The sequence below is a fragment of the Streptomyces sp. P17 genome (genome assembly GCF_032436805.1).
Classification (GTDB): domain Bacteria; phylum Actinomycetota; class Actinomycetes; order Streptomycetales; family Streptomycetaceae; genus Streptomyces.
Window position 1 is genome coordinate 113,886 of the sequence record NZ_JAVRBF010000006.1, and the last position, 20,545, is coordinate 134,430.

Annotated in this window: 17 protein-coding genes and 2 pseudogenes; 12 read left to right on the top strand and 7 right to left on the bottom strand. The window is 70.7% G+C overall.

Going from position 1 to position 20,545, the window contains the following annotated elements; genetic code table 11:
- The first annotated feature begins 72 nt into the window (after positions 1–72).
- Complete coding sequence (locus RMT89_RS05730) at positions 73–1,086, top strand: bile acid:sodium symporter family protein (RefSeq protein WP_315882809.1); 1,014 nt, start codon at positions 73–75, stop codon at positions 1,084–1,086.
- Here the strand turns inward: RMT89_RS05730 and RMT89_RS05735 are convergent.
- The 6 genes from RMT89_RS05735 to RMT89_RS05760 form a co-directional block, all read right to left on the bottom strand.
- The gene (locus RMT89_RS05735) at positions 1,022–2,245 is read right to left on the bottom strand and encodes a DUF4185 domain-containing protein (RefSeq protein ID WP_315882810.1); all 1,224 of its coding nucleotides are present in this window, start codon (positions 2,243–2,245) and stop codon (positions 1,022–1,024) included. The two genes, RMT89_RS05730 and RMT89_RS05735, sit on opposite strands and share 65 nt — an antisense overlap.
- 311 nt (positions 2,246–2,556) lie before the next feature.
- On the bottom strand, positions 2,557–3,405 hold the full coding sequence (fdhD, locus tag RMT89_RS05740) for a formate dehydrogenase accessory sulfurtransferase FdhD (RefSeq protein WP_315882811.1): 849 nt from the start codon (positions 3,403–3,405) through the stop codon (positions 2,557–2,559).
- A gap of 17 nt (positions 3,406–3,422) precedes the next feature.
- Complete coding sequence (locus RMT89_RS05745) at positions 3,423–4,283, bottom strand: 2Fe-2S iron-sulfur cluster-binding protein (protein WP_315882812.1); 861 nt, start codon at positions 4,281–4,283, stop codon at positions 3,423–3,425.
- Entirely contained in the window at positions 4,280–6,106 is a 1,827-nt protein-coding gene (locus RMT89_RS05750; RefSeq protein WP_315882858.1) for an NADH-ubiquinone oxidoreductase-F iron-sulfur binding region domain-containing protein, read from the bottom strand. Before RMT89_RS05750 ends, RMT89_RS05745 begins: the two co-directional genes overlap by 4 nt.
- A gap of 5 nt (positions 6,107–6,111) precedes the next feature.
- Positions 6,112–8,031, bottom strand: a complete 1,920-nt coding sequence (locus RMT89_RS05755) for a molybdopterin-dependent oxidoreductase (protein ID WP_315882813.1) — start codon at positions 8,029–8,031, stop codon at positions 6,112–6,114.
- Positions 8,028–8,999, bottom strand: a complete 972-nt coding sequence (locus tag RMT89_RS05760) for a 2-dehydropantoate 2-reductase (RefSeq protein ID WP_315882814.1) — start codon at positions 8,997–8,999, stop codon at positions 8,028–8,030. The genes RMT89_RS05755 and RMT89_RS05760 overlap by 4 nt, the downstream gene beginning before the upstream one ends.
- Before the next feature lie 233 nt (positions 9,000–9,232).
- Between RMT89_RS05760 and RMT89_RS05765 the strand changes: the two genes are divergently transcribed.
- The 4 genes from RMT89_RS05765 (at position 9,233) to RMT89_RS05780 (ending at position 12,560) form a co-directional block, all read left to right on the top strand.
- Positions 9,233–10,567 carry an OFA family MFS transporter gene (locus tag RMT89_RS05765; RefSeq protein ID WP_315882815.1) on the top strand — a complete coding sequence of 445 codons (1,335 nt, stop codon included), beginning with the start codon at positions 9,233–9,235 and terminating at the stop codon, positions 10,565–10,567.
- Positions 10,536–10,670 carry a hypothetical protein gene (locus RMT89_RS05770; RefSeq protein ID WP_315882816.1) on the top strand — a complete coding sequence of 45 codons (135 nt, stop codon included), beginning with the start codon at positions 10,536–10,538 and terminating at the stop codon, positions 10,668–10,670. Before RMT89_RS05765 ends, RMT89_RS05770 begins: the two co-directional genes overlap by 32 nt.
- A gap of 163 nt (positions 10,671–10,833) precedes the next feature.
- A complete protein-coding gene (locus RMT89_RS05775; RefSeq protein ID WP_315882817.1) occupies positions 10,834–11,772 on the top strand; it encodes a beta-ketoacyl-ACP synthase III in 939 nt (312 codons plus the stop codon).
- 110 nt (positions 11,773–11,882) lie between these two features.
- The gene (locus RMT89_RS05780; protein WP_315882818.1) at positions 11,883–12,560 is read left to right on the top strand and encodes a GntR family transcriptional regulator; all 678 of its coding nucleotides are present in this window, start codon (positions 11,883–11,885) and stop codon (positions 12,558–12,560) included.
- Here RMT89_RS05780 and RMT89_RS45880 read toward each other — a convergent pair.
- Positions 12,502–12,978 (bottom strand): NmrA family NAD(P)-binding protein, encoded by a 477-nt coding sequence (locus tag RMT89_RS45880; RefSeq protein ID WP_399497632.1) that lies wholly within the window; start codon positions 12,976–12,978, stop codon positions 12,502–12,504. The two genes, RMT89_RS05780 and RMT89_RS45880, sit on opposite strands and share 59 nt — an antisense overlap.
- On the opposite strand from RMT89_RS45880, the gene RMT89_RS05790 reads away from it, so the two are divergent.
- The 7 genes and pseudogenes from RMT89_RS05790 (at position 12,977) to RMT89_RS05820 (ending at position 20,420) form a co-directional block, all read left to right on the top strand.
- Positions 12,977–14,158 carry an ROK family transcriptional regulator gene (locus tag RMT89_RS05790; RefSeq protein WP_315882819.1) on the top strand — a complete coding sequence of 394 codons (1,182 nt, stop codon included), beginning with the start codon at positions 12,977–12,979 and terminating at the stop codon, positions 14,156–14,158. The genes RMT89_RS45880 and RMT89_RS05790 overlap by 2 nt on opposite strands.
- A 137-nt stretch (positions 14,159–14,295) precedes the next feature.
- A pseudogene (locus tag RMT89_RS05795) lies at positions 14,296–14,775 on the top strand (ATP-binding cassette domain-containing protein); the annotation flags it as partial.
- A gap of 271 nt (positions 14,776–15,046) precedes the next feature.
- Positions 15,047–15,325, top strand: a pseudogene (locus RMT89_RS05800) (ABC transporter permease); the annotation flags it as partial.
- 17 nt (positions 15,326–15,342) lie between these two features.
- Positions 15,343–16,380: a substrate-binding domain-containing protein gene (locus tag RMT89_RS05805; RefSeq protein ID WP_315882859.1), complete on the top strand. Its 1,038-nt coding sequence runs from the start codon at positions 15,343–15,345 to the stop codon at positions 16,378–16,380.
- Positions 16,381–16,430: 50 nt separating this feature from the next.
- Positions 16,431–17,621, top strand: a complete 1,191-nt coding sequence (locus RMT89_RS05810; RefSeq protein WP_315882820.1) for a Gfo/Idh/MocA family oxidoreductase — start codon at positions 16,431–16,433, stop codon at positions 17,619–17,621.
- A gap of 18 nt (positions 17,622–17,639) precedes the next feature.
- Positions 17,640–18,638 (top strand): sugar phosphate isomerase/epimerase family protein, encoded by a 999-nt coding sequence (locus RMT89_RS05815; protein ID WP_315882821.1) that lies wholly within the window; start codon positions 17,640–17,642, stop codon positions 18,636–18,638.
- 477 nt (positions 18,639–19,115) lie between these two features.
- A complete protein-coding gene (locus RMT89_RS05820; RefSeq protein ID WP_315882822.1) occupies positions 19,116–20,420 on the top strand; it encodes an inositol-3-phosphate synthase in 1,305 nt (434 codons plus the stop codon).
- Positions 20,421–20,545 lie beyond the last annotated feature (125 nt).

A 20,545-nucleotide genomic window follows, 5' to 3' on the forward strand; every position in this document is an offset into this window, starting at 1 on the left:
CGACCGTGCCCGGGAACCGGACGTACAGCGAAGTAGTGGAGCACAGTGAAACGCCTGCGATGGCCGCGTCGGATGCCGATCGACCCGTACATCCTGCTGTTGCTCGGCACGGTGGGCCTCGCGGCGCTCCTGCCGGCACGCGGGACCGGGGCCGAGGTGGCCTCCGGCGCCTCCACGGCCGCCATCGCCCTTCTCTTCTTCCTCTACGGCGCCCGGCTCTCCACCCGTGAGGCGCTGGACGGACTGCGCCACTGGCGCCTCCACGTCACCGTTCTGGCCTGCACCTTCATCGCCTTCCCCCTCCTCGGCCTGGCGGCCCGGGGCCTGGTCCCGGTGATCCTCACCGACCCCCTCTACCAGGGCCTGCTCTTCCTCACCCTGGTGCCCTCGACCGTGCAGTCCTCGATCGCGTTCACCTCGATCGCCCGCGGCAATGTGCCCGCCGCGATCTGCGCGGGCTCCTTCTCCTCCCTGGTCGGCATCGTCGCCACCCCACTGCTCGCGGCGAGCCTGCTCGGGGGCAGCGGCGGCGGCTTCTCCGCGGACTCCCTCCTGAAGATCGTGCTGCAACTGCTGGTGCCGTTCCTGGCCGGACAGCTGCTGCGCCGCTGGACAGGCGGCTTCATCACCCGCCACAAGCAGGCCCTCGGCCTGGTCGACCGCGGCGCGATCCTCCTCGTCGTCTACACGGCGTTCAGCGAGGGCATGGTCCAGGGCGTCTGGCACCAGGTCAGCCCCGCCCGGCTCGGCGGACTGCTCGCCGTCGAGGCGGTGCTCCTCGCCGTGATGCTCTCGCTGACCTGGTACGGCGCCAAGGCGCTGCGCTTCAACCGCGAGGACCGGATCACCATCCAGTTCGCCGGCTCCAAGAAGTCCCTCGCCGCCGGACTGCCCATGGCGAGCGTCCTGTTCGGCGCCCATGCCTCGCTGGCCGTGCTGCCGCTGATGCTCTTCCACCAGATGCAGCTGATGGTGTGCGCGGTGATCGCCAAGCGGCGCTCGCACGACCCCGTCGAGGAGGTCACCCCCCGGACGCCAGCCGCACAGTCACGAACCGCGGTCGGTACAGGGACACGTTCCGGCTGAGGTTCGCCGCGGCGCCGTTGGTCTCCAGCCAGTTGACGTCGTAACTGAGCACGAGCCGCCCGTCCTCGCTCAGTTCGGGATGGGTCTGCGGGTTGTACGCGGCCACCTGCCCCTCCGGCAGAGAGGGACTGAAGTCCTTGGCCGGCCCGTGCCAGGGCCCGGTCGGCGAACAGGCCCAGTAGGAGGTCACGGTCGTCAGCCCCGCCCCGCCCGCCGCCATCGTGAACAGCACATACGTCCGCCCGTCGCGCACCACGGAGAAGGCGCTGCCCACCCCGGTGCGCCGCCCGTCCCCCAGCACCGCGCGCGGGCGGACCCCCGCCGCCCACTCCTCGCCGTCCCAGTACTCCCAGGCCCCCGGATCGGCGAGCCCGCCCTCCGGCACCCGGGCCACGTAAGCGTGGGAGGCCGGACGGGAGGCGGCCCGGCGGTCGTCGCCGCCGAAGACGTAGGTGAAGCCGTCCTCCTCCACCAGCGTCGTGCCGAACAGCACCCGCCGGGAGGGGTCGCTGACGAGCTGCTGGTCGAAGACCTTGTCGACCGACTCGACGCGCAGATCGGGCAGGGAGACGGTGGCGACCTCGGTGGCCGTAGGCACCCCGTAGATCCACGGGGCCTGCCCTGCCGTCCGTACCCACAGCACGACCCGCAGAACCTCCTCCGAGGACCCGGGGGAACGGGGCTCCACGCGGGCCGCGACGGGCCAGCGCCACTGACCTGGCGCCGGATCGGGGAAGAGCGGGGCGGGCAGGGTGCTCTCCAGCCGCCCCTCCCGCATGACCACGGCCGAGTTGCGCACCATCGGGGCCGCGGTGTCCCGCCAGGCGTAGGACTCGCCGACCGGGTTGGGCGGGCCGTACACCTGGCCCAGGTAAGTGTCGGAGAACAGCCACAGCACCCGGCCGTCCGGCAGCCGCACCGAGTGGGTGCCGTCCCCGCCGGTCCAGTCGTCGGTCCGCGAGGCGTCGTCGCCGTAACGGGCGAACTCCGAGGTGAGCCGCTCATCGGCGGACCAGGCCCGGACGGTACGAGGAGAACAGGCGCCGTCGCCGCCGTCGTCCTCCGGGAGGGCGGTGAGCAGCACAGCGCCGAGAACCAGGGCCAGCAGCAGACCGAGCCCCGTTCCCGTCCGGTGTCGTGCGCGTGTGGAGTCGGGCACGCGACGGGACGTTAGTGGCCGGGGCCGACCTGGTCCATGGTGCCTCCAGACGTGGCGGGTGAGATTGACCAACTGACGGCACAGGCCAACCAAGGGCGCCTGTACCGAGGCCACCGGCCGGGAGGGAGCCGTAGGGGCGCGCCGGTGTCGAGGAGGCGAACGCGCGGAGGCCCGAAGGGCTGAGCACGATCGCCTCCTCGACACCGGCACAGAGCGCTCCGAAGGCGACCGCCCCAAACAGCGGGGCCCCAAAAGGCGCAGGGGGCGCTCCCCGCCGTAAGGGGCCCCGCCGCCGTGTCGCGGGGAACCGTTCAGCCCTGGGCGGCCGCGGCCCGCAGGGCGATGCGGTTCTCGCCCGCGTACACGTTCATGGAGCTGCCCCGCAAAAAGCCCACCAGGGTCAGCCCGGTCTCCGCGGCGAGGTCCACCGCCAGGGACGAGGGCGCCGAGACCGCCGCGAGCACCGGAATCCCCGCCATCACGGCCTTCTGCGCCAACTCGAAGGAGGCTCGCCCCGAGACCAGCAGGATCGTCCGGGAAAGAGGAAGCCGGCCGTCCTGGAGCGCCCGCCCCACCAGCTTGTCCACCGCGTTGTGCCGGCCCACGTCCTCCCGTATGTCCACCAGTTCCCCGTCCTCGGTGAACAGGGCCGCCGCGTGCAGCCCCCCGGTCCGGTCGAAGACACGCTGGGCGGCGCGCAGCCGGTCGGGGAGGCTCGCCAGCAGCTCGGGTTCGACGCGGACCGGGGGAGTGTCGGCGATGGGCCAGCGCGCGGTGGTGCGCACGGCGTCGAGACTCGCTTTGCCGCACAGGCCGCAGGAGGAGGTCGTATAGACGTTCCGCTCCAAGGTGATGTCCGGGATCACCACCCCCTGCGCCGTCCTCACGTCCACCACGTTGTACGTGTTGGAACCGTCCGCCGTGGCGCCCGCGCAGTACACGATGTTCTGCAGATCGTCCTGCTCGGCCAGCACCCCCTCGCTCACCAGGAACCCCGCGGCGAGCGCGAAGTCGTCCCCAGGTGTCCGCATGGTGATCGCGAGGGGTTTGCCGTTGAGCCGGATCTCCAGGGGTTCCTCGGCGACGAGCGTGTCCGGGCGGGTGGAGACCGCCCCGTCCCGGATGCGGATCACCTTGCGTCGTTCCGTGACTCGTCCCATGTCCCCATCAGCCCCGATCAGTTCCGGTTCTGGACGTGCTGGTAGCCGAAGCGGCCCTTGATGCACAGATTGCCGTGGGTCACCGGGTTGTCGTGCGGCGAGGTGACCTTCACGATCTCATTGTCCTGCACGTGAAGCGTGAGGTTGCAGCCCACTCCGCAGTACGCGCACACCGTGGTCGTCTCGGTCTGCTGGGCTTCGTCCCATGTCCCCGCCGCGCGCATGTCGAACTCGGACTTGAAGGACAGGGCTCCCGTCGGGCACACCTCGATGCAGTTCCCGCAGTACACGCACGCCGAATCGGTCAACGGAGCATCGTGCTCCACCGCGATCCGCGCATCGAACCCCCGCCCCGCCACCGAGATCGCGAAGGTGTTCTGCCACTGGTCTCCACAGGCGTCCACGCACTTGTAGCAGAGGATGCACTTGTCGTAGTCGCGCACATACAGGTCGTTGTCGACCCTGGGCTCCTCGTTCAGCCGGGCCGCGTCCGGGCCGAAGCGGTCCGGCTTGGCCTCGTACTCCTTGATCCACTCGGCGACTCGGGGGGTGGTCGACATATCGACCGACGAGGCGAGCAGCTCAAGCACCACCTTCCGACTGTGCCGCGCCCGCTCGGTGTCGGTGCGGACCGCCATGCCCGGCTCGGCCTTCCGCGAGCAGGCCGGGACCAGTGTCCGGGCCCCCTCGACCTCCACCACACACACGCGGCAGGCGTTCTTCGGCCTCAGGGTGTCCCCTTCGCACAGGGTCGGGACGTCCTTCCCGGCGGCCCGGCAGGCGTCGAGGATCGTCGAGCCCTCGGGCGCCCGTACCGGTTCCCCGTCGATCGTGAACTCCAGCAGTCGGCGGGGGATCCCCAGCGGTGTCACGGTCATTCGTACGCCCCCAGGCGGTCGATGGCGGATTCCACGGCGTTCCACGCGGTCTGTCCGAGACCGCAGATCGAGGCGTCACGCATGGCGCGGCCGACCTCCCTGAGCAGGGCGATGTCATCGGCGGCCGCCGCACCGGCGCGCTCCGCGATCCGGTGCAGCGCCTCCTCCTGGCGCACGGTCCCGACCCGGCACGGCACGCACTGCCCGCACGACTCGTCGCGGAAGAACTCGGCGATGCGCAGCAGCAGCCGGGGCAGCGGGACGGTGTCGTCGAAGGCCATCACCACACCCGAGCCGAGCGTGGTGCCCGCCTCCCGGGTGCCTTCGAAGGTGAGCGGGATGTCCATTTCATCGGGCCGTACGAAGCCGCCCGCGGCGCCGCCCAGCAGCACGGCCCGCAGGCCCTGATGTGCCCCAGCGAGTTGCAGCAGCTCGCCCAGGGTGGCCCCGAAGGGGAGTTCATAGATCCCGGGCCGCTCCACCGCCCCCGACACACAGAACAGCTTCGGCCCGGTCGACTTCGCGGTGCCGATCGCCGCGTACGCCGGGGCGCCCATGGTCAGGATCGGCAGGACGTTGACCAGCGTCTCCACGTTGTTCTCCACCGTGGGTTTGCCGAACAGGCCCTTCTCCACCGGGAACGGCGGCTTGGAGCGCGGCTCGCCGCGGTAGCCCTCGATGGAGTTGAAGAGCGCGGTCTCCTCACCGCAGATGTACGCGCCGGCGCCCCTGCGGATCTCGATGTCGAAGGCGTAGCCCTGCCCGAGGATGTCCTCGCCGAGCAGCCCACGCGCGCGTGCCTGCGCGAGAGCGTGCTCCATGCGCTCCAGCGCACGGGGATACTCACCGCGCAGATACAGATAGCCCTGGTGCGCGCCGGTCGCGTAGGCCGCGATCGTCATCGCCTCGACCAGCGCGTACGGATCGCCCTCCATGATCACGCGGTCCTTGAAGGTGCCCGGCTCGGACTCGTCGGCGTTGCACACGAGGTAGTGCGGACGGTCGGGCTGGGCCGCCGTGGCCTGCCATTTGCGGCCGGTGGGGAAGGCGGCGCCACCGCGCCCGACCAGGCCGGAGTCGGTGACCTCGCGGATGACGCCGGCCGGACCGAGAGCGAAGGCCCGGCGCAGGGCGGCGTAGCCGCCGTGGGCGCGGTAGTCGTCGAGGGAGGACGGGTCGACCACGCCGACCCGTCGCAGGAGCGTCAGGTCGCCGGAACCCGCCTGGGGCACCGCCGGCGCCGCCGACGGCTCCTCGGGCGCCGAGCCCGGTGAGGTCGCGGCGAGCACGGCGTCGTGCACGGTGGCCGGCGCCGACACGGCCGTACGCACGGGATCGCCCGCCCTGATCGCCAGGGCCGCCGGAGCGCGCTCGCACAGGCCCAGGCAGGGGCTGCGTTCGACATGGACGCCGCGGCCGAGGCCCGCCTCGACGCCCGCGCACAGTTCGGCCGCGCCCGCCGCCGCGCAGGCCAGGTCGGTGCAGACGTGCAGGACGGTCGCGGGGCGGGGCCTGACGGAGAACATGGCGTAGAAGGTGGCGACGCCGTACGCCTCCGCGGGCGGCACCGTCAGGCGTCGGCACAGGTAGTCGAGGGCGCCGTCGCTGATCCAGCCGATCCGGTCGTTGATGGCGTGCAGCCCCGGCAGCAGCAGGTCCCTGCGGTCCCGGGCCTCGCGTCCGCCGCGCGCCCACCTCAGGTCGGCGGCTCGCATCTCATCGCGGGCGGCGCCCTCCCAGGAGGACTCCGGGGGGCCCAACAGGGCGTCGACGGCCGCCCGTTCGTCGTCCGTCGGCTTGCTGTCGCCGAAGTGCAGGTCCACTTGCGTCACCTCACGATGGTCGCGACGGGGAGTTTCTCGATCCGGATCGCCGACGCCTTGAACTCCGCCGTCCCCGCGATCGGGCAGTTGGCCTCGATCGTCAGCTGGTTGGTGTCCACCTCGTCGGGAAAGTGCATGGTCATGAAGGCGAGCCCGGTCCTGAGGGCGGTGTCGATCCACACCGGCGCGACCACGGATCCCCGGCGCGAGCTCACCTGGACCTCCTCGCCCACCACGACCCCGTACCGCTCGGCGTCCTCCGGGCACAGCTCGATGTACTCGCCGCGCCTCAGCGGGGAGGCGAAACTGCCGCTCTGTACACCGGTGTTGTAGGAGTCGAGCCGTCGTCCGGTGGTGAGCCGGATCGGGTACTCCTCGTCGGTGAGGTCGACCGGCGGATCGTGCTGGACGAGGCCGAAGGGGGCCAGGCGGCCCCGGTTCGCGGGGTCGGGATCCCACAACCTGCCGTGCAGATAGGTGGGTTCGAGTTCCTCGGTGCTCGGGCACGGCCACTGGATGCCCTGCTGCTGCTCCAGACGTTCGTACGTCATCCCGTAGTGGTCCGGCGAGACGGACCTGAGCTCGTTCCAGACGGCCTCGGCGTCGGCGTACTTCCACTCGTGGCCGAGCCGTGCGGCCAGTTCGCAGATGATGTCGATGTCCTCGCGCGCCTCGCCGGGCGGGGCGACCGCCCTGCGGACGCGCTGAACCCGGCGCTCGCTGTTGGTCGTGGTGCCGTCGGTCTCGGCCCAGCCGGCGGTCGCGGGCAGGACGACGTCGGCCAGCTCGGCCGTCCTGGTCAGGAAGATGTCCTGGACGACGAGGAAGTCGAGGGCCTTGAGACGCCGTACTGCCTGTTCGCTGTCGGCCTCCGACTGGGCGGGGTTCTCGCCGACGCAGTAGACGGCCTTGAGCGTGCCCTCCTCCATCGCCTCGAACATCTCCGTCAGGTTCAGCCCGTAGTGCGGCTGGATGACGGTGTCCCACGCCGCCTCGAACTTCAGCCGGGAGCCGGGGTCGAGGATGTCCTGGAAGCCGGGCAGGCGATTGGGGATCGCGCCCATGTCGCCGCCGCCCTGGACGTTGTTCTGGCCGCGCAGCGGTTGCAGTCCGCTGCCGTAGCGGCCGACATGGCCGGTGAGCAGGGAGAGGTTGATCAGCGCGCGGACGTTGTCGGTGCCGTTGTGGTGCTCGGTGATGCCGAGGGTCCAGCACAGCTGGGCGCGCTCGGCACGGGCGTAGGCGTGTGCCAGCTCCTTGATGGCCTGGCCCGGTACGCCGGTCACCTTCTCGGCCAGCGACAGCGTCCAGGGCTCGACGAGTGCCTTGTACTCGTCGAAGCCGCTGGTCGCCCGCTCGATGAACGCCTCGTTGGCGAGCCCCGCGTGGATGATCTCGCGGCCGATCGCGTGCGCCATCGGGATGTCGGTGCCGACGTTCAGGCCCATCCAGCTCTCCGCCCATTCGGCGGTGGAGGTGCGGCGCGGGTCGACGGCGTACATCCGGGCGCCGTTCCTGATCCCCTTGAGCACGTGCTGGAAGAAGATCGGGTGCGCGAAGCGGGCGTTGGAGCCCCACATCACGATGACGTCGGTGTGCTCGATCTCCTCGTAGGAGGAGGTCCCGCCGCCGGAGCCGAAGGCCGCGCTCAGTCCGGCGACGCTCGGGGCGTGGCAGGTGCGGTTGCAGGAGTCGACGTTGTTGGTGCCCATGACGACCCGGGCGAACTTCTGGGCCACGTAGTTCATTTCATTGGTGGCGCGGGCGCAGGAGAACATGCCGAAGGCGCCGCGGTTGCGTTCGATGCCCCGGGCCGCCCGCTCCAGGGCCTCCTCCCAACTCGCCTGTCGGAACGGCTCGTCGCGGGAGTCCCTGATCAACGGATGGGTGAGCCGGGTGTAGGTCTTCGGCTGGCGTTTCCTCATGCGGCGCTCCTCAGTGCGAGCAGGTCCGAGATGGCGTGCACGGTGCGCAGGGTGGGCACATCCACGCCGGTGATCTCCGCCAGCTCGACGACCGCCGCGAGGAGTACGTCGAGTTCGAGCGGCTTGCCGCGCTCCAGGTCCTGGAGCGTGGAGGTGCGGTGGTCGCCGACCTTCTCCGCGCCGGCCATCCGGCGTTCGATGGAGACGCCGACCTCGCAGCCGAGGGCCTCGGCGACGGCGAGCGTCTCGGCCATCATGGTCTCGATCACCTTGCGGGTGCCGCCGTGCAGACACATCTGCCGCATGGTGGCGCGGGCCAGCGCGCTGATCGGGTTGAAGGAGATGTTGCCCAGCAGCTTGACCCAGATGTCGCCGCGGAGATCGGGCTCGACCGGGCACTTGAGGCCACCGGCCCTCATGGCCTCGCTGAAGGCCAGACAGCGCTTGGAGACACTGCGGTCGGGCTCGCCGATGGAGAACCGGGTGCCTTCCAAGTGCCGTACGACGCCCGGTCCTTCGAGTTCGGTGGCCGCGTAGACGACACAGCCGATGGCCCGTTCGGGCGCGAGCACCGCACTGACCGCGCCGCCGGGGTCGGCGCTCTCCACGCGATGGCCGTCGTGGGGGCCGCCGTGCCGGTGGAAGTACCACCAGGGGATGCCGTTCTGGGCGGCGATCACCGCCGTGGAGTCGTGCAACAGGGGCTCGATCAGCGGCCCGCACGCCGCGTACGAGTTGGCCTTCAGACCCAGGAACACATAGTCGACCGGGCCGATCTCGGCCGGGTCGTCGGTGGCATGGGCGTGGGCGGTGAAATCGCCGCGCGGGCTGAGTACCCGCACGCCGTGCTGCCTCATGGCCGCGAGATGCGGTCCACGGGCGACGAGATGCACATCGGCGCCGGCGCGGTGGAGCGCGGCACCGACGTAGGCGCCGATCGCACCGGCGCCGAGGACTGCGACTTTCATACGGCGGAGCTCCGTTCGGTTCGAGGGATACCGCGGAGATGGGCACTGCCGAAACTCTGTCGACGAAATACTGTCTACAGTATGCCCGTTGGGCGGGCAAGGGTTCGCGCAGCACTGGAAGCACGCTGGAAACCGGTCGGTTCGACCGTTCGTCGCGCATGGGATACCGCTCACCGCATACCGTCGACGTGCCGCCTTCTCAACTCCCTTCCGGCTTCCTACCGTTCGGGATCATGAGTCCACCGGTCGCACCCCCGGGTTGGAGCCGCTGGCTGGTTCCCCCCGCCGCCCTCTCGGTCCACCTCTCCATCGGCCAGGCCTATGCCTGGTCCGTGTTCAAGCCGCCCCTGGAATCCGCGCTCGGCCTCAGCGGCACGCAGAGCGCGCTCCCCTTCCAACTGGGCATCGTCATGCTGGGCCTGTCGGCCGCGTTCGGCGGCACGCTCGTCGAGCGCAACGGCCCGCGCTGGGCGATGACCGTCGCCCTGTGCTGTTTCTCCTCCGGCTTTCTGCTCTCCGCGCTCGGCGCGGCCACCGAGCAGTACTGGCTGATCGTCCTCGGCTACGGCTTCGTCGGCGGGATCGGCCTCGGCATCGGCTACATCTCGCCCGTCTCCACCCTGATCAAGTGGTTCCCGGACCGGCCGGGCATGGCCACCGGCATCGCCATCATGGGCTTCGGCGGCGGCGCGCTGATCGCCTCGCCGTGGTCGGCGCAGATGCTGGAGTCCTTCGGCAGCGACCCTTCCGGGATCGCCCTCGCCTTCCTGGTGCACGGGCTGTCGTACGCCGTCTTCATGCTGCTCGGCGTTCTTCTGGTACGGGTTCCGCGCACCGAGAAGCCGGTCAGCGGCGCGCCCAGTGTGCTCGCCGGCCCGCAGGTCTCGGCGAACCAGGCCGTGCGTACCCCGCAGTTCTGGTGTCTGTGGGTCGTGCTCTGCATGAACGTGACCGCGGGCATCGGCATCCTGGAGAAGGCCGCCCCGATGATCACGGACTTCTTCGCGGACACCTCGACAACGGTGTCGGCGACCGCCGCGGCCGGCTTCGTCGCCCTGCTGTCGGCCGCCAACATGGCCGGACGCATCGGCTGGTCGTCCACCTCCGACCTGATCGGGCGGAAGAACATCTACCGCCTCTACCTGGGCGTCGGTGCGCTGATGTACGCCTCCATCGCCCTGTTCGGCGACTCCTCCAAGCCGCTGTTCATCCTGTGCGCCCTGGTGATCCTCTCCTTCTACGGCGGCGGCTTCGCGACGATCCCCGCCTATCTGAAGGACCTCTTCGGCACCTATCAGGTCGGCGCGATCCACGGCCGGCTGCTCACCGCCTGGTCCCTGGCCGGTGTCCTCGGACCGCTGATCGTGAACTGGATCGCCGACCGGCAGGAGGAGGCGGGCAAGTCCGGCTCATCTCTGTACGGGCTCTCCTTCGTCATCATGATCGGCCTGCTGGTCATCGGCTTCGTCGCCAACGAACTGGTCCGGCCCGTCCATGCCCGCCACCACATTCCGTCACCCAGGCAGGAGCGCGTCGATGTCCAGCGACAGCAGTCAGAGTCCGCCTAGCCGCCGCGGGCTGATCGCCTTCGCCTGGCTGTGGGTGGGGGCACCGCTCTGCTACGGCCTCTACGAACTCGTACAGAAGGCGACACAGCTGTTCACCGGGTGACCGTGGGCGGCTGGCCGTTCGAAAAGTGTTCGGGCGTCCGAGTGCCTGACAGAAGCCGACAACCCGGGCGCCCTATTCCTGTGGCTTCACCTGCCGCCGTACCGGCGAGTCACTGATCAGACTGGTGGATCCCGCTACCCAAGGCAACGAGGGGGATCACCCGATGAACGGCTCGCGCATCGCAGCGCTCGGCCATTACCAGCCGGCCAAGGTACTCACCAATGAGGACCTGGTCGGCATGGTCGACACCAGTGACGAGTGGATCAGATCGCGGGTGGGCATCCGCACACGCCATATCGCCGGGCCTGACGAGCCGGTCGACGAACTCGCCGGGCACGCCGCGGCCAAGGCGCTCGCGACGGCGGGCCTGACGCCGGGCGACATCGACCTGGTGCTGGTGGCCACCTCCACCGCCGTCGACCGCTCCCCGAACATGGCCGCGCGCGTGGCCGCCCGGCTGGGCATCCCCTCGCCCGCCGCGATGGACGTCAACGTCGTCTGCGCCGGTTTCACCCACGCGCTGGCCACCGCCGACCACGCCGTCCGGGCGGGCGCCGCCACCCGGGCCCTGGTGATCGGCGCCGACAAGATGTCCGATGTGACCGACTGGACCGACCGCACGACCTGTGTGCTCGTCGGCGACGGGGCGGGGGCCGCCGTGGTCGAGGCATCGGACGAGGCCGGCATCGGGCCCGTGCTGTGGGGCTCGGTGCCCGAGATGGGGCACGCCGTGCGGATCGAGGGGACGCCGTCGCGGTTCGCGCAGGAAGGGCAGAGCGTCTACCGCTGGGCGACCACCCAGCTGCCGTCGATCGCGCGGCAGGCGTGCGAGCGGTCCGGGCTCGCCCCCGCCGACCTCGCCGCGGTCGTACTCCACCAGGCCAACCTGCGGATCATCGAACCCCTTGCAGAGAAGATCGGCGCGGTGAACGCCGTGGTGGCGAAGGATGTCTCCGAGTCCGGGAACACCTCGGCGGCGAGCATCCCACTGGCCTTCTCCAAGCTCGTGGAGCGCGGCGAGATCTCCGGCGGTGACCCGGTGCTGCTGTTCGGCTTCGGCGGGAACCTGTCGTACGCCGGGCAGGTCGTGCGCTGTCCCTAGGCGGGGTGTGACAAGGCCAACTCCCCTGTTCCCTGGCCTTTGTGCGCCGTAGACTGTAGACGAAAGACAATCCATACTTTGCTGTCCGACGGCTCTGGAGGGGGACCGCGATGTTGTCGACAGGACTTCCGCAGGGGGCGGTGCCCAAGCTCGAACGGCCCGGGCCGCTGCGGGACCGTGTCTACGAGGCACTGCTCGAACTCATCACCACCCGTGCCCTGCGCCCCGGGCAGCATCTGGTCGAGAGCGAACTGGCCGGTCATCTCGGCGTGTCCCGGCAGCCCGTGCGGGAGGCGCTGCAGCGTCTGAACACCGAGGGCTGGGTCGATCTGCGGCCCGCCCAGGGCGCGTTCGTGCACGAGCCCACCGAGGAGGAGGCCGACCAGCTCCTCACCGTGCGCACCCTGCTGGAGGCCGAGGCGGCCCGGCTCGCCGCCGCCAACGCCGGAGCCGCCGGGATCACCGCCCTGGAGGAGCTCTGCGCCGAGGGCGAGCGCGCGGTGGAGGCCGACGACGTGGACGGCGCCGTGGCGATGAACGCCCGCTTCCACGCGAAGGTCATGGAACTCGCGGGCAACGCCGTCCTCGCCGAACTCGCCGCCCAGGTCGACCGCCGGGTGCGCTGGTACTACACGCCGGTGGCCCGGCAGCGCGGCCGGCAGTCCTGGATCGAGCACCGCCGGCTGATCGCGGCGATCTCGGACCGGGACCAGCAGCGCGCCACCGACCTCATGCGCGAACACACCGAGCACACCCGGACGTCGTACCACGCCCGTCAGCGGTCCTGAGCGCCCTTTTGGGGTTCAGAACGCGTCGGTGTGCTCCCGCCACCGCCTCGGCGCCCAGCGGCAGACCGTCCGTCGTCCCGGAGCGGCTGAGCGCGCGGACCGGCTCACCGGCCACCGCCAGGGCCCGGACGAGCTCGGCACCGACGTTCCCCGTCGCACCAGTCACCAGTAACACGAGGTCCCCCTTTTCCTCCGCGGGCTTGGGCATGGTGCCCATCCTGTTTCCTCCGCGGGCTTGGGCACGGTGCCCATCCTGCGATGCCGGCGCGGGAGACACGAGGCTTTGTCCTGTGAGTGGAAGAAGTCGTCGGCAATTCGTGCACAGATTCTTCCCGGCCACGGCAACCGCTGCTACGTTCCCCTCGAAAGCCCGGCAACTGGTGGCCGGAACAGGCGGGGAGGGGCACGTGAGACGCATGAGGGCACGACCCGCGAACGCCCATCAGGCCCGGCTGCTCAAGCTGTTGCGTGACGGGGGGCCCAACTCCCGGGCGCAACTGGGCGATCAGGTCGATCTCTCACGGTCCAAGCTGGCCGTGGAGGTGGACCGGCTGCTGGAGACGGGCCTGGTCGTGGCCGACGGACTCGCCGCCTCGCGCGGCGGCCGGCGCTCCCACAACATCCGGCTCAACCCGGGGCTGCGCTTCCTCGGTGTCGACATCGGCGCGACCTCGGTCGACGTCGCCGTCACCAACGCGGAACTGGAGATCCTCGGACACCTCAACCACCCCATGGACGTGCGCGAAGGCCCGGTCGCGGTCTTCGAGCAGGTCCTCGCCATGGCCGCCAAGCTGAGGGCGTCCGGGCTCGCGGAGGGGTACGACGGCGCCGGCATCGGCGTCCCGGGACCGGTCCGCTTCCCCGAGGGCGTCCCGGTCGCGCCGCCGATCATGCCGGGCTGGGACGGCTTCCCGGTACGGGAGGCGCTCAGCCAGGAACTCGGCTGCCCGGTCATGGTCGACAACGACGTGAACCTGATGGCGATGGGGGAGCAGCACGCGGGCGTGGCACGCTCCGTGGGCGACTTCCTCTGCGTGAAGATCGGCACCGGTATCGGCTGCGGCATCGTGGTCGACGGCCATGTCCACCGCGGCACGACGGGCAGCGCCGGCGACATCGGGCACATCCAGGCGGTGCCCGACGGCAGGCCCTGCGCCTGCGGCAACCGGGGCTGCCTGGAAGCCCACTTCAGCGGGGCGGCCCTCGCCCGGGACGCCGTGGAGGCGGCCCAGCAGGGGCGCTCGGTCGAACTCGCCGCACGTCTTGAGACGAACGGCGGCCTCAGCGCCGTCGACGTCGCCGCCGCGGCCGCCGCGGGTGACGCCACCGCCCTCGATCTGATCCGCGAGGGCGGCAACCGCACCGGCCAGGTCATCGCCGGCCTGGTCAGCTTCTTCAACCCGGGCCTGGTGGTGATCGGCGGCGGGGTGACCGGCCTCGGCCACACCCTGCTCGCCGCGATCCGCACCCAGGTCTACCGCCAGTCGCTGCCGCTGGCGACCGGCAACCTGCCCATTGTCCTCGGGGAGTTGGGCCCCACCGCCGGAGTCATCGGCGCGGCCCGGCTCATCAGCGACCACCTGTTCTCACCCGCGTAACCGATCTCTTCCAAGAGCCCGCGCAACGACGTCTTACACGAGTAACGCCAGCACGGCGCCCTGCTTCGCCCTGCCCTGAAACCGGCCCGCACGCCCGCCAAGGGGAGCTCATGGCACCAGAACCACCGCTGCTCAGCATGTCCGGCATCACCAAGTCCTTCCCCGGCGTCCGGGCACTCGACGGAGTCGACCTCGACGTCCAGGCCGGCGAGGTGCACTGTCTGCTCGGTCAGAACGGCGCGGGCAAGTCCACCCTCATCAAGGTCCTGGCCGGCGCCCACCAGCCCGACACGGGCTCCATCCGCTGGCGCGGCGAGGAGGTCACCCTGCGCTCCCCGATCGCCGCCATGCGCCTGGGCATCGCCACCATCTACCAGGAACTCGACCTGGTGGAGCACCTGTCGGTGGCCGAGAACGTCCACCTCGGCCATGAACTGACGGCCGCCGGTTTCGTCGTACGACGGAAGACGGCGCGAGCCTCGACCGCCCAGCTCCTCAAGCGACTTGGGCATCCCGAGATCGATCCCGGGCGTCTGGTGGGGGAGTTGTCGGCGGCCCAGCAGCAGATCGTCTCCATGGCGCGGGCGCTCTCTCATGACGTACGGCTGATCGTGATGGACGAGCCGTCCGCCGCCCTCGACCCGGACGAGGTCGACAACCTCTTCCGGATCGTCGGCGACCTGACCGCCGACGGGGTCGCCGTCGTCTACATCTCGCACCGGCTTGAGGAGATCCGGCGCATCGGCGACCGGGTGACGGTGCTCAAGGACGGCCGGGCCGTGGCGGTCGGACTGCCCGCGAAGACGACACCCACGCGGGATGTCGTGGCGCTGATGACGGGCCGCAATGTCGAGTACGTCTTTCCCGACCGGCCCGTGGGTGTGGCGGATCGCCGCCTTCCTGCTGATCATCCTGTCCGGCTCGGGACAGAACACCAACGGCAACTTCTACGAACTCGACGCCATCGCCGCAGCGATCATCGGCGGCACCCTGCTCAGCGGCGGCCGCGGCACCATCACCGGCTCGGTGCTCGGCGTCCTGATCTTCACCACGATCACCAACATCTTCGCCCTGAACAACCTGCAGAGCGACGTCCAGCAGATCGCCAAGGGCGCGATCATCGTCGCCGCCGTGCTGGTCCAGCGCCGTACCGCGAGCACGACCTGAGGAAAGGGTTCACCGCCATGCCAGAATTCACCAGTCGCAGAGGGCTGCTGTTCGGATCCGCCGCCGTGGGCGCGGGTGCCCTCCTCGCGGGTTGCACGAGTAACGAGTCCGGCGACGAGCCTGCCGCGAACGACCAGCCGGCCGCCGACGACAAGCCCGGCAAGCCCGTCACCATCGGTTTCGCGGGCCCGCAGGCCGACCACGGCTGGCTCAACGCCATCAACGACAACGCCAAGAACCGAGCGAAGAAGTACTCCGACGTCACCCTGGAGATCACCGAGGGCTCCAATGACACCGCCGCCCAGATCGGCCAGATCGAGACGCTGATCAACAAGAAGGTCGACGTCCTGGTGATCCTGCCGGCCGACGGCAAGGCGCTCACCCAGGTCGGCCTGAAGGCGATGCGCGCGGGCATCCCGGTGATCAACCTGGACCGGATCTTCAACTCCCCGCAGGCGTACCGCTGCTGGATCGGCGGCGACAACTACGGCATGGGGCTGAACGCCGGGCACTACATCGGCGAGAAGCTCAAGGACAAGTCCGGTGCCCGGGTGATCGAGCTGGCGGGCCTGGACAACCTGGAGCTCACCCAGCAGCGCACCCAGGGCTTCGACGACGCCCTGAAGAACTACCCCGACATCAAGAAGGTGGCCCGCCAGGCCGCCGAGTTCACCGTCGAGTCGGGACAGGCCAAGATGGCCCAGCTCCTGCAGGCCCAGTCCAACTTCGACGCGCTGTGGAACCACGACGACGACCAGGGCGTCGGCGCGCTGCGCGCCATCGAGCAGGCCGGACGCGACGACTGCCTGATGGTCGGCGGCGCGGGCGCGCTCTCCGCCTTCCAGGCCATCAAGCAGGACGCCGGGGTGCTGAAGGCGACGGTCCTGTACCCGCCGACCATGGCCGCCTCCGCGATCGACCTCGCCCGTGGGCTCGGCCAGGGCAAGGGGGTCGGCGGCCTCGCCGAGTTCGAGATCCCGGCCTCGCTGACCCTGTACTCGGCCGTCGTCGACAAGGAGAACGTCGACCAGTACATGCCCACCGGCTTCAAGTAGGCCGAGTCGCGCCCGCACCCCCCACCGTGAAGGACGAGGAGGACATCCGCATGTCAGAAGGTGCTGTGACGGAGAAGCCGCCGCTGCGCGTCGGCATGGTCGGCTACGCCTTCATGGGCGCCGCCCACTCCCAGGGCTGGCGCACCGTGGGGCGCGTCTTCGACCTGCCCCGGCGACCCGTCCTGGCCGCGATCTGCGGACGGGACGCGGCCGCGGTGGGCGCGGCGGCCCACCGGCACGGCTGGGCGGCGGCCGAGACCGACTGGCGTGCGCTGATCGCCCGGGACGACGTCGACCTCGTCGACATCTGCACGCCCGGCGACAGCCACGCCGAGATCGCCGTCGCCGCGCTGGCCGCGGGGAAGCACGTCCTGTGCGAGAAGCCTCTGGCCAACACGGTCGAGGAGGCCTCGGTGATGGCGGACGCGGCCGAAGCGGCGTACCGGATAGGCCAGTTGGCGATGGTCGGCTTCAACTACCGCCGGGTGCCCGCGACCGCCCTCGCCCGGCGGATGGTCGCCGAGGGGCGGATCGGCGCGCTGCGGCATGTGCGGGTGACGTACCTTCAGGACTGGCTCGTGGACCCCGAGTTCCCGCTGACCTGGCGGCTGCGCAAGGAGTACGCCGGATCGGGCTCACTCGGCGACCTCGGGGCGCACATCGTGGACCTCGCGCAGTATGTGGCGGGCGAGCGGCTGGCCGGGGTGTCGGCCCTCACGGAGACCTTCGTACGGGAACGGCCGCTGCCCGGCGCGAGCAGCGGACTGTCCGCGGTGTCCGGCGCGGGCACGGGGACAGTCACCGTGGACGACGCGGCCCTGTTCACCGCCCGCTTCCCCTCCGGCGCCCTCGCCTCCTTCGAGGCGACCCGCTACGCCACCGGCCGCAAGAACGCCCTGCGCCTCGAACTCAACGGCGAGCGCGGCTCGTTGGCCTTCGACCTGGAGCGGCTCAACGAACTCTCCTACCACGACGGCACCGAGCCCGGAGCGCGCGCCGGCTTCCGCCGCATCCTCGTCACCGAGCCCGACCACCCCTACCTGGACGCCTGGTGGCCGCCGGGCCACGGTCTCGGCTACGAACACACCTTCGTCCACCAGGCCCGCGATCTGGTCGACGCCATCGCCGAGGGCCGGCAGCCCGACCCCTCCTTCGCCGACGGGCTCCAGGTGCAGCGCGTCCTCGCGGCGGTGGAGGAGAGCGCCGAGAAGAACTCCGTCTACACGCCCATAGCGGTCTGAAATCGAGGAGCCCCCGACATGCCGCGCACCTTCACGCTCTTCACCGGTCAGTGGGCCGACCTGCCCTTGGAGGAGGTCTGCCGTCTCGCCCGTGACTTCGGCTACGACGGTCTTGAACTCGCCTGCTGGGGCGATCACTTCGAGGTCGACAAGGCGCTGGCCGATCCGTCGTACCTCGACTCCCGGCATCAGCTGCTGGAGAAGTACGGCCTCAAGTGCTGGGCGATCTCCAACCACCTGGTCGGCCAGGCGGTCTGCGACGCCATCATCGACGAACGCCACCAGGCCATCCTGCCCGGCGCGATATGGGGCGACGGCGACGGCGAGGGGGTACGGCGGCGCGCCGCCGACCGGATGAAGGACACCGTGCGGGCCGCGGCCGCCTTCGGTGTCGACACCGTCATCGGCTTCACCGGCTCCGCCATCTGGCACCTGGTCGCGATGTTCCCGCCCGCCCCCGAGTCGATGATCGAACGCGGCTACGACGACTTCGCCCGGCGCTGGAACCCGATCCTGGACGTCTTCGACGCCGAGGGCGTCCGCTTCGCCCACGAGGTCCACCCCGGCGAGATCGCCTACGACTACTGGACAACGCAACGCGCCCTGGAGGCGGTTGACCGGCGACCGGCCTTCGGTCTGAACTTCGACCCCTCGCACTTCGTGTGGCAGGACCTCGACCCGGTCGGCTTCCTCTACGACTTCCGTGACCGGATCTACCACGTCGACTGCAAGGAGGCCCGCAAACGCCTCGACGGCCGCAACGGGCGCCTCGGCTCCCACCTGCCCTGGGGCGACCCGCGGCGCGGCTGGGACTTCGTGTCCGCCGGCCACGGGGACGTCCCGTGGGAGGACGTCTTCCGGATGCTGCGCTCCATCGACTACCAGGGCCCGATCTCCGTGGAATGGGAGGACGCCGGAATGGACCGGCTCCAGGGCGCCCCGGAGGCGCTGGCCCGCCTGAAGGCGTACGACTTCGAACCGCCCTCGGCCTCCTTCGACGCCGCCTTCGGCAACTGAGCTCTCCCCTGTGTCTCCGGGGTGACGGCGCACCCCGGCGCAAGGCACCCGCAGGTGCGACGAGCCCCATCTACCTGGTCTTCAAGGGGGCAACGGGCTCGGGCGCGCTGTTCGACGTCGACGACTTCACTTGCACCACCGGCTGAAAAGAGGTGTGCGCGATGCGATCAACTGTCGGAGGTTCAACGGTGGTTGCGGGTACGGCCGCCCTGCTCCTCGGCTGTATGCCGGGACCGGCCGCGTCCTCTCGATTTCACCAACACCGATCCGGCCCGGAGCCTGCGTGACGGGGCATGTCGGCATCCAGAACCACGGATCCGACGACCAGGTGTCCTTCCGGGACATCCGGATCAAGGAACTGCCCGTCAAGGGCGACTGATCGGCGGCGGGCGGGGGGACGCCGGACTCCCACCCGCCGTCTTCCACCCCCCTTCTTGGGGGAGCACCGGGGTTTCCCGCACGACAAGGAGGCTGCCCATGTCCATGTCCCGTTCTGGATCCCGAGTCGGAGTCTGGCTCATCGGAGCGCGCGGCTCCGTCGCCACGACGGTGGTCGCGGGCTGCGCCGCGGTCTCCGCGGGCCTGCACCCGCCGACGGGCATGGTCACCGAAACCCCGCCCTTCGCCGCCTCGGGGCTGCCGCCGCTGCCCTCCCTGGTCTTCGGCGGCCACGACACCGTGGCCTGTCCGCTGCCCAAGCGCGCGGAGGAACTGGCCGCGGGCGGCGTGCTGCCGCCCGGCCTCCCGGCCGCCGTGGCGTCCGAACGGGCCGCCGCGGACCGGGAGATCAGGCCGGGCGGCCCCCTCCCCGGCGACACCCGGGACGCGGACTCACTGATCACCGCCTTCGCCGCCGACATCCAGGACTTCGTACGACGGCTCGGCCTGACCCGCGCCGTCGTGGTGAACGTCGCCTCGACCGAACCCACACCCACCGACCAGGCCCTCCCGCCCAGCACCCTGTACGCGGCGGCGGCCCTGCGCGCGGGCTGCCCCTACATCAACTTCACCCCATCAACAGGCCTGCACCATCCGGCACTTGCCAGGTTGACCGCCGAATCCGGGCTCCCTCACGCGGGCCGCGACGGCAAGACCGGCCAGACCCTGCTCCGGGCAGCCCTGGCCCCGATGTTCACCCAGCGCGCCCTCGCGGTGCGTGCCTGGTCCGGCACGAACCTCCTCGGCGGCGGCGACGGAGCCGCCCTCGCCGACCCGGCGGCCGCCGCGAAGAACGCCGGCAAGGAACGCGTCCTCACCGACACCCTCGCCACCCCTCCCGAGGGCGAGGTCCACATCGACGACGTCCCCGCCCTCGGCGACTGGAAGACCGCCTGGGACCACGTGGCCTTCGACGGCTTCCTGGGCACGCGGATGATCCTCCAGACCATCTGGCAGGGCTGCGGTTCGGCGCTGGCCGCTCCCCTGGTCCTGGACTTGGCCCGACTGACGACACGGGCACATGAGCGGGGCCTGTCCGGGCCGCTCGGTGAACTCGGCTTCTGCTTCAAGGACCCGGTGGGCGAGGGGCCGGCGGGGCTGGCTGAGCAGTATGCGGAGCTGGTGCGGTTCGGGGAGCGGTTGCGGGGTGGGGGAGCGGGGGCTGGGAGCGGCTCGGGCGAGGTGGGGCTCTGTGGTGCGGATGCGGGGGAGGACGGTGCGGGGTTGGGCGGTGGCTCCGGTGAGGTCGGGCTTCGGGGTGGTTCGGGGGAGGGGTGCGTGGGGTCGGGCGGCGGCATCGACGACGTCGGGCTCGCTGGCGGCGGTGCGGGGGAGGAGCGGTGAGCGGGGGTGTGGCGGGTGGGGCGGCGGTGGGTGCGGACGCGGAGTTGAGGGCTGTCCTCGTCCAGGCCTCAGCCGCCCGCCGCGGCGCCACCACTCTGCTGGTTGCGGTCCCTGCCCCGCTGGAC